15 protein-coding genes are annotated in these 12,777 nt (G+C 45.7%); 5 read left to right on the top strand and 10 right to left on the bottom strand.

Features of this window, described 5'->3' with window-relative positions:
- Nucleotides 1–80: 80 nt before the first annotated feature.
- The 7 genes from lepB to NFI80_RS10180 form a co-directional block, all read right to left on the bottom strand.
- Nucleotides 81–1,217 (bottom strand): signal peptidase I, encoded by a 1,137-nt coding sequence (lepB, locus tag NFI80_RS10150; protein WP_235161357.1) that lies wholly within the window; start codon nucleotides 1,215–1,217, stop codon nucleotides 81–83.
- A gap of 32 nt (nucleotides 1,218–1,249) precedes the next feature.
- Complete coding sequence (gene dapB, locus NFI80_RS10155) at nucleotides 1,250–1,963, bottom strand: 4-hydroxy-tetrahydrodipicolinate reductase (RefSeq protein WP_026630312.1); 714 nt, start codon at nucleotides 1,961–1,963, stop codon at nucleotides 1,250–1,252.
- Between the two features lie 25 nt (nucleotides 1,964–1,988).
- A complete protein-coding gene (locus tag NFI80_RS10160) occupies nucleotides 1,989–2,684 on the bottom strand; it encodes a DUF5683 domain-containing protein (RefSeq protein ID WP_235163136.1) in 696 nt (231 codons plus the stop codon).
- A gap of 2 nt (nucleotides 2,685–2,686) precedes the next feature.
- Complete coding sequence (locus NFI80_RS10165) at nucleotides 2,687–3,601, bottom strand: ParB/RepB/Spo0J family partition protein (protein WP_233796096.1); 915 nt, start codon at nucleotides 3,599–3,601, stop codon at nucleotides 2,687–2,689.
- A 25-nt stretch (nucleotides 3,602–3,626) separates the two neighbouring features.
- Nucleotides 3,627–4,424 carry a ParA family protein gene (locus NFI80_RS10170; RefSeq protein ID WP_233796095.1) on the bottom strand — a complete coding sequence of 266 codons (798 nt, stop codon included), beginning with the start codon at nucleotides 4,422–4,424 and terminating at the stop codon, nucleotides 3,627–3,629.
- 165 nt (nucleotides 4,425–4,589) lie between these two features.
- Entirely contained in the window at nucleotides 4,590–5,612 is a 1,023-nt protein-coding gene (locus NFI80_RS10175; protein ID WP_233796094.1) for a radical SAM protein, read from the bottom strand.
- A gap of 77 nt (nucleotides 5,613–5,689) precedes the next feature.
- Nucleotides 5,690–6,151: an Lrp/AsnC family transcriptional regulator gene (locus NFI80_RS10180; RefSeq protein ID WP_026630317.1), complete on the bottom strand. Its 462-nt coding sequence runs from the start codon at nucleotides 6,149–6,151 to the stop codon at nucleotides 5,690–5,692.
- 173 nt (nucleotides 6,152–6,324) lie between these two features.
- On the opposite strand from NFI80_RS10180, the gene ald reads away from it, so the two are divergent.
- From ald to NFI80_RS10200, 4 genes are all read left to right on the top strand, one after another.
- Nucleotides 6,325–7,437: an alanine dehydrogenase gene (ald, locus tag NFI80_RS10185; RefSeq protein ID WP_235163135.1), complete on the top strand. Its 1,113-nt coding sequence runs from the start codon at nucleotides 6,325–6,327 to the stop codon at nucleotides 7,435–7,437.
- Nucleotides 7,438–7,649: 212 nt separating this feature from the next.
- Nucleotides 7,650–7,859, top strand: a complete 210-nt coding sequence (locus NFI80_RS10190; protein ID WP_233796091.1) for a hypothetical protein — start codon at nucleotides 7,650–7,652, stop codon at nucleotides 7,857–7,859.
- A 42-nt stretch (nucleotides 7,860–7,901) separates the two neighbouring features.
- On the top strand, nucleotides 7,902–9,677 hold the full coding sequence (locus NFI80_RS10195; RefSeq protein WP_233796090.1) for a DEAD/DEAH box helicase: 1,776 nt from the start codon (nucleotides 7,902–7,904) through the stop codon (nucleotides 9,675–9,677).
- 64 nt (nucleotides 9,678–9,741) lie between these two features.
- Nucleotides 9,742–10,260 (top strand): DinB family protein, encoded by a 519-nt coding sequence (locus NFI80_RS10200; protein WP_235161358.1) that lies wholly within the window; start codon nucleotides 9,742–9,744, stop codon nucleotides 10,258–10,260.
- Here the strand turns inward: NFI80_RS10200 and NFI80_RS10205 are convergent.
- On the bottom strand, nucleotides 10,257–11,132 hold the full coding sequence (locus tag NFI80_RS10205) for a zinc dependent phospholipase C family protein (protein ID WP_233796088.1): 876 nt from the start codon (nucleotides 11,130–11,132) through the stop codon (nucleotides 10,257–10,259). The genes NFI80_RS10200 and NFI80_RS10205 overlap by 4 nt on opposite strands.
- On the bottom strand, nucleotides 11,077–11,421 hold the full coding sequence (locus NFI80_RS10210; RefSeq protein ID WP_233796087.1) for a hypothetical protein: 345 nt from the start codon (nucleotides 11,419–11,421) through the stop codon (nucleotides 11,077–11,079). Before NFI80_RS10210 ends, NFI80_RS10205 begins: the two co-directional genes overlap by 56 nt.
- A 208-nt stretch (nucleotides 11,422–11,629) precedes the next feature.
- Here NFI80_RS10210 and NFI80_RS10215 point away from each other — a divergent pair, with 208 nt between their 5' ends.
- Nucleotides 11,630–12,034, top strand: a complete 405-nt coding sequence (locus NFI80_RS10215; protein WP_233796086.1) for a Dabb family protein — start codon at nucleotides 11,630–11,632, stop codon at nucleotides 12,032–12,034.
- Between the two features lie 66 nt (nucleotides 12,035–12,100).
- Here the strand turns inward: NFI80_RS10215 and ung are convergent, their stop codons facing one another.
- Nucleotides 12,101–12,766 carry a uracil-DNA glycosylase gene (gene ung, locus NFI80_RS10220; RefSeq protein ID WP_233796085.1) on the bottom strand — a complete coding sequence of 222 codons (666 nt, stop codon included), beginning with the start codon at nucleotides 12,764–12,766 and terminating at the stop codon, nucleotides 12,101–12,103.
- Between the last annotated feature and the right edge of the window lie 11 nt (nucleotides 12,767–12,777).

Raw genomic sequence — 12,777 nt, forward strand, 5'->3', positions numbered from 1 at the left:
TATAATGTTTATTTATATATCAAAAAAAATAAGGAGCGCATGTTGCGCTCCTTACCATTTCCATGTATAATATCTGCTGCTTAGTTGATCACACGGAACAAACGGTTCCATCTGATTTTATTAAAGAAGCTCGTAGGATTTGGATCGATGGACATCCAGACAAAAACCGCCTTTCCCACTATGTGATCCATCGGCACAAATCCCCAGTAACGCGAATCAGCCGAATTATGACGGTTATCCCCCATCATGAAATAGTAATCCTGCTTAAATGTGTAGCTTGTAACAGCCTTACCAGCCACTTTCAAAGATTTTTCATCAAACTCCACGCCTTCCAGTCCTTCATAATTCTTGATGACGGGACCATATGTCGCAATATTTTCAGGATTCAGCTGGACGGTCGCCCCTTCTTTGGGAACGGTGATAGGGCCGTAATTATCGCGGTTCCATTTGAACAAAGAGGAATTCGGATACAGCATGGGCTCGCTAATGTCCTTCGATGATTTAACCAATGTAATGCCTTTTACAAAATCATAGGCTTTCAGTTTAGCTGCAATTTCCACAGTTGTGAAAACCAGGTAACCCATCTGGTCATTGGAAGGAATTGTATCATTAAAGCTCTCGGTATACGCATTGTACTCCGAGATGCCGTTTTCCTTAAACACTTTTTCCTCATTCACAGAAGTCGTCGTCGCAACGAAATATTCATTCTCCATCCGAACCGGATTTTCAACCGCAGTGCCATTGGCATAAACCTGCAAATCCCTCACTTCCAGCTTATCTCCGGGCAATCCCATGCATCGCTTGATATAATTTGTTTTCAAATCAACCGGATGTTGTAATTCGGGCGGATAGTTGAAAACTACAACGTCTCCCCTTTTCACTTCGCTGAAACCCGGCAGGCGATATTGTGGCAATTGAATAGCATCTGAATAGGAAGGAATGCTGGTTCCCCATATCGTTTGATGTGTTAATGGCACTTGCAGGGGCGTTTTGGGCGTCCTGGTGCCATAATGCAGCTTGCTGACAAACAAGAAATCACCTACCAAAAGGCTGTTCTCCATGGACGGCGTCGGGATTGTAAAAGCTTCGAAAAACAACCAACGGATCAGGGTCGCGGCAACAACAGCAAAAAGTATGGAATCGAACCATTCTCTGACCGGCGATTTTCTTTTGCCGGTGTGAGCAGTTCGGGAAGTCATTTCTTTATTAATAGCCATGCTATAATCAATTGATAGTTAAGAGTTTATATTTAGATTTTCAGAAGGTCATTCATACCAAAAACACCATTTCTGCCAGGAAGCCATTCGGCCGAAACCACGGCGCCCAATGCAAAACCTGCCCGACTGTGCGCAGTATGTGAAATTTCAATGGTATCCACTTCCGACTCATAGCGGACAATGTGCGTTCCGGGCACTTCACCCTCCCTTTTGGAGGTAATTTGCAGGTAACCGCTTTCCGTTTCAGGAGCCAGTTTCCAGCCTTCCAGGTTGTCGATCTCGTCTGTAATCGCTTCTGCGAGTGTGATTGCCGTGCCGCTGGGCGCGTCCAGCTTGTGAATGTGGTGAATTTCGGTCATGTATTGTTCGTAACCATGTCCGTTCATCAGCCTGGCCAGCTGACGGTTGAGGCGAAAGAAAAGGTTTACACCAATGCTGTAATTGGAAGCATAAAAGAAAGCACCGTTTTGCTGCACACAAAGCTTTTCAATTTCTGCCCGGTGTTCGAGCCAGCCGGTTGTGCCGCTTACTACGGGCCAGCCTTTTTTCAAACAGTATGTAATATTGTGATAGGCAGCTTCGGGAGCACTGAATTCAATGGCAACATCCACATCGGCAGGCTGCAATGCATCCATTTCCGAGCGGTTATCAATGTCAATTTTCCCTACGATCGAATGTCCTCTTTCGAGTGCAATCTTTTCAATCGTCTTTCCCATCTTTCCATATCCCAATAATAAAATCCTCATTAACGTAAATTTATTCTGTACTAAACTATTTTAGGTTAAAAACCAGCCTCACTCCGGGTGTCGGCGTCAGCATGGCAGGTTGGTTCAGTTTCGGCTCGACTCTTAATGTAAGGTCTTCCGACAAATCGAATGTCTTCAAATGTGCCGCCACGTTTGCCTCGACGATGGATAATGTATAGATCAAACCCGACACAATTAAAGCGAAACCCCGGTTGCGTCGCCAGTAATTTTTGCCTCTCGCAGCCTGGTCACGCGTTGCTACGGTCATTTCACTGTTTGTATTCAACAAATTGCGAACCCGTATCGCCTTGGTTGAATCCGGTGTTAAGCCTTTTTTTATGCTTCCGTAAGTCGGACTGTTTGGATCTAGATCATAAAAGGATCTGTAAGTATCCAGGTAATCGTGATATTTCAGTGAGTTGAGATAATAAGCATACAATCCACCTCCAAAAGCAATGTAAACGATAGGAAGTTTCCAGTAATCGCGGTTATAGATCTGCCCTCCTCCCGGAATCAATGCAAGCCTTGTCGCCGTTTTTGGGACCGGGAAAAATTTCTTTTCTTTTTTCTTCCCTGTCAGTGAATCTATTTCGCCAAATAGCGTGCTATCTGTTGTGATAATCTGCGCCTCACCGCGTTGCAATGTGTCCTTCTTTGATTTTTGTGCGATTGCTTCCACCGAAAACAACACCAATGCGAGAAGCCAAAACCAGTTTTTCAATCTTATTTAAATTTCAGTGTTTCCAGAATCTTTTTGAGCTCGTCCTGAGAAGCAAAGGGGATCTTGATTTCGCCTTTGTTGTCATTATTGCTTTTTACGGAAACCTTAGCCCCGAAAAAGGACGATAATTGAAACTGTAACGACTTAATTTCTTGATTAATTGTTGCCTGTTTTTTGCTCGCAAATGAGATATTACTCATCATTCCCAGCTTTCTGACCTCCTCTTCCACTTTTCGCACCGACCAGCCCTCTTCAATTATTTTGTTAAAAATCTTTAATTGACTCTGATCGCTGTTAATGGTGATAATCGCACGCGCATGTCCCATGCTGATCTGGTTGTCGCGCAATGCTGCCTGGATCACCGGCGGCAGTTTCAGCAAACGGATATAGTTGTTCACCGTCGTGCGGTTCTTGCCTACGCGGACGCCCAGTTCTTCCTGTTTGAGATTACATTCCAAAATAAGCCTCTGATAGCTGAGCGCGATTTCGATCGAGTTCAGGTTTTCCCGCTGAATGTTCTCGATCAGCGCCATTTCCAGCATTTGCTGGTCATTGGCAGTCCTTATATAGGCAGGAATGGCAGTCATTCCAATGGACCTGGAAGCCTGCAAACGCCTTTCACCAGAGATCAGCTGATAGCTGTCCTCGGACAATTGTCTTACGGTAATGGGTTGTATAATGCCCTGAACGCGAATGGAATCCGCTAATTCCTGCAAGGATTCCTGATCGAATTTCGTGCGGGGCTGGTAAGGGTTTGCCTCGATAAGGCTAACATCAATTTCGCTCATCGAACCTACGACGTCCGTTGAAGACGGCCGTTCTTTGGTCCTGTGCGTATTTACTTTTTCAGAATCCTGAAGAAGTGCTCCGAGGCCTCTTCCCAATCCTGTCATTTTCTTGGCTTTACTGTTCTCCATTGCTTTCTCGCTATTCAATCATTTATCAGTTTACACCCATCGACCTGTCCGAGGACAGCAAACCATTTTTAGTAAGAATTTCCCTGGCCAGATTTAGATAGCTCACCGCCCCTTTACTGTCCGCATCCTGCGCCATCACGGGGATTCCGTAGCTTGGCGCCTCGCTGATGCGTACATTTCGAGGGATAATGGTGTTGAAAACCAGGGATTCAAAATGGCTGGTCACCTCGTTCACAACCTGGTTCGAAAGCCGGAGCCGCAGGTCATACATGGTGAGCAGGATGCCTTCAATGATCAGTCCCGTGTTGAGCCGGGATTGGATAATGGTGATGGTATTCAACAACTTACCCAATCCTTCCAATGCAAAATATTCACATTGAACCGGGATAATGACCGAATCGGCCGCGGTAAGGCTGTTGATCGTGATAAGCCCTAGCGAGGGCGAACAGTCTATAATGATAAAATCGTAGTCTTCGCGAATCTCGGCAATAGCGTCTTTCATGCGCTGTTCGCGGTTTTTGAGATTGATCATCTCTATTTCCGCACCTACGAGATCAATGTGTGAGGGTAATAAATTTAGATTCGGAAAATCGGTTTCCAGGATAATGTCCGCCGTTTTCGCCTGCTCCACCATGCATTCGTAAATGCTGTTTTCCATCTCCTGCGGATTGAAACCAAGTCCGGAAGTTGAATTGGCCTGTGGGTCAGCGTCTATGATAAGCGTACGGAATTCCAGCGCCGCCAGACTAGCCGCCAGATTAATGGCAGTTGTCGTTTTTCCTACTCCTCCCTTTTGGTTTGCAATTGCAATTACTTTGCCCATGTATTCATTTGAGTTACCCAAGGTCAAATTTCTATTATTCGGGGCAATTCACCAAAAAATGTTCCACGGAGTTTTAAATAAATCATTCAAGCAACTGATGTTCAATTACTTAGCTGACATTATTATTTAATTAAAAATAAAAACAAAGCCTTTTTGAGAAGTGTTTCACGCCCAGACCTGCGTTCCTTCGGTGCAGTTTTTACACATTTCAATCTCCGAACGCGAGCGGATCAGTGATGCCCGGAAGTCGCTGTATTTTTTGCCTTTCCAAAGCTGGCGGAATGTCTCGCGCTTCATATCGCCGAGCTGATATTCGGCGTCTTTGTCAAAGCAGCAAGGCACCACGGCACCATCCCAGGTGATCACGCACGAATGCCACATCTTCCAGCAATGGTCTACAAACTTGTTTTTGATTGAATAGCGGCCGCTTTCGGCTTTTTCGTAACGGGAATATTTGTCAATGGTCGGGATAAGGTCCGAACCTTCTTCATAGTCATAGATCTGAGCCGTTTTCAAACCCACTTCATCCACACCCATTTCCTCAGCCAGTTTTTTCACATCTTCAATCTGGTGCTCATTCGGTTTCACCACCAAAAACTGGAAAATCACATGCGGCGTGGCCGATTTCAGCTCCTTTTTCCATTTGATAATGTTGCGCGTTCCTTCCAGAACCTTTTCCAGATTCCCGCCAATGCGATATTGCTTATAAACGTCCTGCGTGGTGCCGTCAATGGAAATGATCAAACGATCCAAACCGGACTCGACCGTTTTCTTCGCTTTCTCGTCCGTCAGATAATGTGCATTCGTGGAAGTAGCCGTATAAATGCCTTTGTCATGCGCGTATTGGACCAGTTCAAAAAACTTTGGGTGCAGATAAGGCTCGCCCTGGAAGTAAAAAATCAGGTATAGTAATGTATCGGCAAGCTCGTCAATAGTCTTTTTATATAATTTTTCTTCCATCATCCCGGTCGGGCGTGTGAAGGACCGCAGGCCGCTCGGGCACTCAGGACAGCGTAAATTACAGGAAGTGGTTGGTTCGAAAGAAATTGCGATCGGCATGCCCCAGTGGACCGGGTTACCCGTTGCTTTTGAATAAAAATAACTGCTTAGTATCTGGATGGCGTTCCAGGCCCTTTTGGGAGTGACCTTGGACATCAGGTTCAGCCCATCTTTAAAATTTTTATTCATTATTTGTGGCTTTGGGCGACTGGCAAATGCTAGCAGCCTATTAATCAGGGAAATCGAAAATAAATGTTGCAGCCGCGCTACACCACCGAAATTCCCGTCGTGTACTTGATTTCGGAAATTACGAAATAACTGCTGATGTGTAACACACTTTTAAGGGCAGAAAGTTTGTGCTGGTAAAATTGATTGTATGCCTCGGCATCTTCCACGATCACTTTCAGCATATAATCGAAGTTTCCCGAAACGACCGAACATTCGAGCACTTCGCTCATTTTTACAATCGCCTGGTTGAAATCCTCGAAGCTTTCCTTCCGTTGTTTATCCAATGTTACATTACAGTAAACCACCAGCGCTTTGCCCAGCTTGCGGCGGTTAAGGAGGCAAACATACTTATCAATGATGCCTTCTTTTTCCAGCTTGCGGATCCGCTCGTGAACGGGCGTCACCGACAAATTAATCCTGCTCGCTATCTCCTTGATGGTCAATTGAGAATCAGTTTGCAGCAAATCCATTATTTTACGATCCGTGAGGTCAGGTTGCATACAGTTTTTTTTATTACCCGGTCTACATTTGAGAAGTTCTATGCCGAATATTTTCTTACAAATGTGATCAAAAATAGTTTTTTTTACTGTCCTTATGCTTCCCGATAGCATCTTTTTTCTACAAAAACTACTTTTGCGAACTTCGAAATTCTACACTAAAAACATACTTCCCAATGATCATTGGTGTCCCCAAAGAAATCAAGAACAATGAAAACCGCGTAGCCGTCACCCCCGCCGGAGTAACCGAATTCCGCAAACACGGACACACCGTATATGTACAGGCGGAGGCAGGCAAAGGCAGCGGTTTCAGCGACGAACAATATGCAGAAGCCGGCGCGACGATCCTCAACAGCATCGAAGAAGTCTACGCCATCGCTGAAATGATCATCAAGGTAAAAGAACCGATCGCCAGCGAATACAGCCTCATCAAAGAAAACCAGCTCCTCTTCACTTACTTCCACTTTGCCTCTTCCGAACCATTAACACACGCCATGATCGAGCGTAAGGCCGTTTGTCTGGCTTACGAAACGGTTGAAAAAACGGACCGCAGTTTGCCATTGCTGGTTCCTATGAGCGAAGTGGCCGGAAGGATGGCGATCCAGGAAGGGGCCAAATATTTAGAGAAACCGATGGGCGGTTTCGGAATTCTCTTGGGTGGCGTTGCGGGTGTGAAACCTGCTAATGTGCTCGTACTGGGCGGAGGGATCGTCGGAACACAAGCTGCAAAAATGGCTGCGGGACTGGGTGCCAACGTAACGATCGTAGACATTAGCCTGCCGAGATTACGTTACCTGGAAGACATTATGCCTGCGAATGTGGACACCGTGATGTCCAACGAATACAACATTCGCGAGCTCATTAAAAGCACAAACCTGATCATTGGTGGTGTGCTGATCCCGGGAGCAAAAGCGCCTTCACTGATCACACGGGAAATGCTTAAACTGATGAAACCCGGCACCGTAATGGTGGATGTGGCGATTGACCAGGGCGGATGTTTTGAAACTTCCAAAGCAACAACCCACGAAGATCCTATATATGAAGTGGACGGAGTTGTGCACTATTGCGTGGCCAACATGCCCGGCGCTGTGCCCTACACTTCTACCCTCGCCCTGACAAATGCAACATTGCCTTATGCATTGCAGCTCGCCAACAAAGGCTGGCAAAGCGCCTGCGCTACGAGCGAAGAGCTGCGTAAGGGTCTGAATGTCGTAAACGGAAAGGTGGTTTTCAAAGGCGTTTCGGATGCCTGGAACCTTCCGTATACAGACGTGCAGGAAGTTTTTTAATACCAAACCTAGCTAAGGCAACCTGGCTGGCTGTAAAGCCGGTCAGGTTTTTTCATTTCCCGAAATATTACAATTAATTTCGTCTCAGTATTGCAATTTCGAAAGTTATCCTTACTTTTGCATAAAATTTGAACGAACATCCGTTCGTCTCTCTGCTTCTTACACGGTTTAGCACTTTATAGATCCGCTACCAACCTTTAAAATTCGCCTGGTTGGCACACCGTTCTCATGCAGGACCCCACGGATGGTTTGTGGTGGGCTTTGCGCAATCCCCTTTTGAATTAGTTTACGATTTGGCTTTGAGTTTTTGGTTGTGGGACAGTTTTACCGTTTCCGACTTCGACCCATCGAGCCTGCTGACCTACGATACGTTTTCTGTTACGGCGATCCGCAGCAGCATTCAAATGACCGTAACAATTTGACTATCTTTTATTTACCCAAGAATTAATACAAAAATAAATATAATGACTACTGAAAATTTCGAAACTTTCGAAGAGCTTGGCCTCTCAGAAAACATCCTTAAAGCCCTTACTGAAATGGGTTTTACTAAACCCTCACCCATACAGGCACAAGGAATTCCCGCAGTAATGCAGGGATCTGACGTGATCGGACAAGCACAAACAGGAACCGGAAAAACGGCAGCGTTTGGTATTCCCGTGCTGGAAAGAATTGATGTATCCAATAATGCCGTTCAGGCACTCGTGCTTTGCCCTACCCGCGAATTAGCGGTGCAGGTTTCCGAAGAAATTGGCCGTTTGGCTAAATATGTAAAAGGATTAAGAATTGAAGCAATCTACGGTGGTGATTCTATCGACCGCCAGATCCGCTCGCTGAAAAAAGGTGTTCACATTGTTGTAGGAACGCCAGGCCGTGTGATGGACCATATGGAACGCAAAACGTTGAAATTTGACGAAGTGCGCATGATGGTGCTTGACGAAGCAGATGAAATGTTGGATATGGGTTTCCGCGAGGACATCGAAAGCATTCTGGCAGATATGCCGGCTGACCGTCAGACGATCTTGTTCTCAGCAACAATGTCTAAGCCGATTATGTCAATCACAAAACGTTTCCAGACCGACCCTATTTTGATCAAAGTGGTTCGTAATGAGCTGACTAACGTGAACATTGAGCAAGTTTACTTCGAAGTGAAGCCACAGGCTAAGGTTGAAGTAATGACGCGCCTGATCGACATGCACCATTTGAAATCGCTTTTGGTTTTTTGTAATACCAAAAGAAAAGTGGACGAAATCGTTGAAGATCTTCAATTGAGAGGATATGCTTCGGAAGGAATCCACGGCGATTTGCGCCAGCAGCAACGCAGCAATGTAATGAGCAAATTCAAGGCAGGTGTAACAACCATTCTTGTGGCTACGGACGTTGCAGCACGCGGAATTGACGTAAGCGGACTGGATGGCGTGATCAACTTTGACATTCCTTTGGACGAAGAATATTACGTACACCGTATCGGCCGTACAGGTCGTGCCGGATTGTCCGGAAAAGCATTCTCACTGGTTGCCCGCGATGAAAAATATCGTTTGAAAACCATTGAAAGTTTTACCAAAGTTAAAATTGAAAAAGGAGTAATTCCTTCTTACGAAGATATCGTAGGTGTGCGTAAGGCACGTTTCGTTGAAAGCATTTCTGCTTCTATCAAAGAAGGCGACGATCAGGAGCTTTTCGGCGATGTATTGGAAATGTTGCACCACGCAGGTTATTCTACCGAGCAGGTTGTAGGCGCTATGGCTAAGCAGATCATGGGCGTTCAGAAGAACGAATATGCAGATGCTAACCTGGCTTGGGAAGAAAGACGTGGCGAACGCGACGGACGCAGAGAAGGCGGCAGCGACAGATTTGAGCGCCGTTCATCAGGAGGAAGCCGTTTTGGAGATCGCAGAGAAAGCGCTCCACGCGGAAACGACCGTTACGCTCCCGCAGCGCGCGGAGAATCACGTCCAAGATTCGAAGGCGGCCGCGACGAATCGAAACGTTCGGCTACACCGGAAGCTGGCATGACGCGCTTGTTCCTGAGCCTTGGCCGTAAAGATCACATTTTGCCAAAAGATATCGTTGGAGCCATTGCCGGCGAAGCGAACATTCCAGGTAAAACGATCGGTGCGATTGATATTTATGACAAATTCACATTTGTAGATGTTCCTGAGCGTGATGCCCGTGCGGTTTTGCGTGCAATGGACGGCAACACCATTAAAGGTAAGCCTGTACAAATTGATATCGCTAAATAATTAAGCTTAGCACATTTAAGAAAAGGGACTTGTAACAAAGTCCCTTTTTTTGTTATTTTTCGGTATGCAAAATCAACCGAAACCCGAGGTCTGGCTCAGAGGGCCACTCCCTGAAATATCCGATTTTCTGCAGCCCGCAGCCCACGCACTTTTGCAAGCGCAGGAAGAAATCAATGCAGAACTCAGCAATTTCCCCGTTGCATTGTTATGGGAACGCCCGGCAGATGTGGCGTCTGTTGGCTTTCATTTACAACACCTTACCGGCGTGCTCGACCGTCTTTTTACCTATGCCAGGGCTGAATCTCTGAGCGAAAATCAGCTTGCCTATTTGAAATCCGAGGGCCAGCCACTATCGTCCACATCGGCTTTGAACGAATTACTCGACGCATTCAACAGACAGATTCTCATCGCGCTAACACAACTCAAACACACTGACGAAGAGACGCTTACGCAGATCCGTTACGTGGGCCGGGCCATGTTACCATCCACACATCTGGGCTTGCTGTTTCACGCGGCCGAGCATACGCAAAGGCACACGGGCCAGCTGCTGGTAACTTCCCGCATGTTGAAACAAAGCGCTTAATCCTCACTTTCGGGTCTTATATGCAGGAGACGTCTGATCCAGGACTGGCTTTCAGTTTGTTGATCCGGCTTGTCTGTTTCCGTTAAAGAATCCTTCAACTGGCGCAGATCCGGCTGACCGGCGTTGATCCAGCATGTGAACCAGATGTCGGCCACCATTTTTATAGAAGCTCTCATGCGCCGCTCAACCTGCCGGTCGAGCGTTTCGTGGTAGCGGGTTGAAAATTCCAGTGAATAAGTCCGGGTAAGTACATTGTTACGAAGTTCGTAGCTAAACTTTTTTTCAGCCGGAAATGAAGCACTAAGCTGCTTTTCAAACAGAAAAACAGAATCTGTTGCGGCGTGTGACTCGGCCACGGTCTGCCACGCAATATTGGCAACATTATCCTGATACCTGGCCTGACCGATCCATAAGTCATAGTTTTCCGCAAACAACTCAGGCAACCGCGATTCCCAGAAGCCATGAATGCCTTCCTGACCGGTTAGTTGTCCATTATAATTCCGGGTTGTATGCAAAGGCACGTGGGCATCCGCAATGTAGTGCCCAAGATCTGCCGATATTCTAAGAATCCGACGCGCGTCTTTTTCTTTAAAGGCCTCCGTAAGCTGATAGGCAGCTGTTTGAATATACCAGGGAACAATGCCATGCTTGCGCAAGCTATCCTCGCCCATGCGCTTTACCGCCTCGTTCCAAAATTTCGGCAGCACCAGCACAGCACTGTCGCCATAGACATCCAGATCAATATAATGCCGCTCGGCCTCTCCTACCACAGCGTATCGGCGGCGGTCCGGGTTGACCGCATTTTCTGTTATATAATCAATGTTCTTTTTGTAGAAAACCTGCATTTCGGGTGGCAGGCGAAATACAGCCATACGATTGATCCGCTTGTGCGCCCAGAATCCCCAATGCGGTTTGCCGGATGTCAAAGCGAGAAAAATTAGCATTACCACGCTCATTTTCAGCCAAAAATGCCTCTCGAAAGCATTTTTCTTGAAAAAAAATTTCTTGCATCCAGATTTTACTGCCATATAATGTTTTGAAGGCCATTTTTAAGGCCTTTAACCTCTTTAGACGCTTTTTGCAAAAAATGGTCACATGAACGAGTATTTTGAAAACGCTCATTTTGCTGGTTGCACAAAATTCAACTGAATTTTGCCGCATTTATCTCTGAGTTAGCATTAAATACACATCCCGGCCTCCTGCGGCCTCCCAAACTAAATTCTGCATTCTGAACATTGTACTCAGGTTTCTTTTGCCGAATGCAAGAAAATCAGAATAAGTTATATTTAATATATAAATAATGCAATTATTAATTATTCGTTTATCTTTGTATCAAGAAAATTTAGAATGATTATCAGATTTTGAAATAATGAGAACCAGAAATAAAACATTAGGATATTTAGTACCCGTTTTTGCATTGTGCGTTTTTATGCTGCTGATTTACGGTGCGTATGTTCCTCACAAACCAGCTGAAATTCAGCGCGTAGTTTGTATCAAGTTTAAGCCGGGAACAACTAACGAGGACGTTGAAAAACATTTGCGTGATTTTGCTTCCATGAAAAACGCAGTGAAGGATGTAGTTGCCTATTCAGCAGGTCACGTTCAGAAACTGGAAGGAAGCGAAGAGCAGTTTGATGTGATCCATTACCTGACATTCAGAACAAAAGAAGGCGCAGCACAATATGCAGCGAATGCCGATCGCAAACAATTTGTGAAGGCTAATGAAGGAAATTGGGACAATGTATTGGAAATGAATTCCAACATTGAAAAGTAATTTACAATAGTAATAGGAGTGAAAATCTTAAAAAGAGTCGGGTATCCCGGCTCTTTTTTTTCGTTTCTACCAATTGATCGGCTCCAAGCCTTTGCTTTCGAGATAAGCATTAGCCTGACTGAAATGATGGTTACCGAACCAGCCTCCCCCGTTTGCCGACATGGGAGACGGATGTTTTGATTTCAATACAAAGTGATTTTTGTCATGGATAATGCTTCCCTTATCCTGGGCATAACGCCCCCAGAGCATAAAAACCACATTCTTTTTCTCGTCGGACACGCATTTGATAACAGCATCGGTAAATCGTTCCCATCCCTTGTTCTGGTGTGACCCGGCTTTCCCGCTTTCCACTGTTAATGTTGCATTAAGCAATAATACGCCCTGTTTCGCCCACCTTTCCAGATTACCGGAATTAGGAATGGGCTTACCCAGGTCGCTATTGATCTCCTTGAAAATATTGACCAGCGAAGGCGGGATACGCACGCCATCATTCACCGAAAAGCAAAGTCCGTTTGCCTGTCCAAAACCGTGGTAAGGATCCTGGCCTAGTATCACCACTTTACAGTCTTCAAAGCTGCAATAATTGAATGCATTGAAAATTTGTTTCGCCGGCGGAAATATCTGTTTCGTGCTGTATTCCTCTTTTACAAAGCTCACAAGCTCAGTGAAATACGGCTTTGCAAACTCCGGTTCCAGCCTTTCTTTCCACGATTGCTCTATTTTTACGTCCATCTCATCGTTTT

Source organism: Dyadobacter chenhuakuii, assembly GCF_023821985.2.
GTDB lineage: Bacteria > Bacteroidota > Bacteroidia > Cytophagales > Spirosomataceae > Dyadobacter > Dyadobacter chenhuakuii.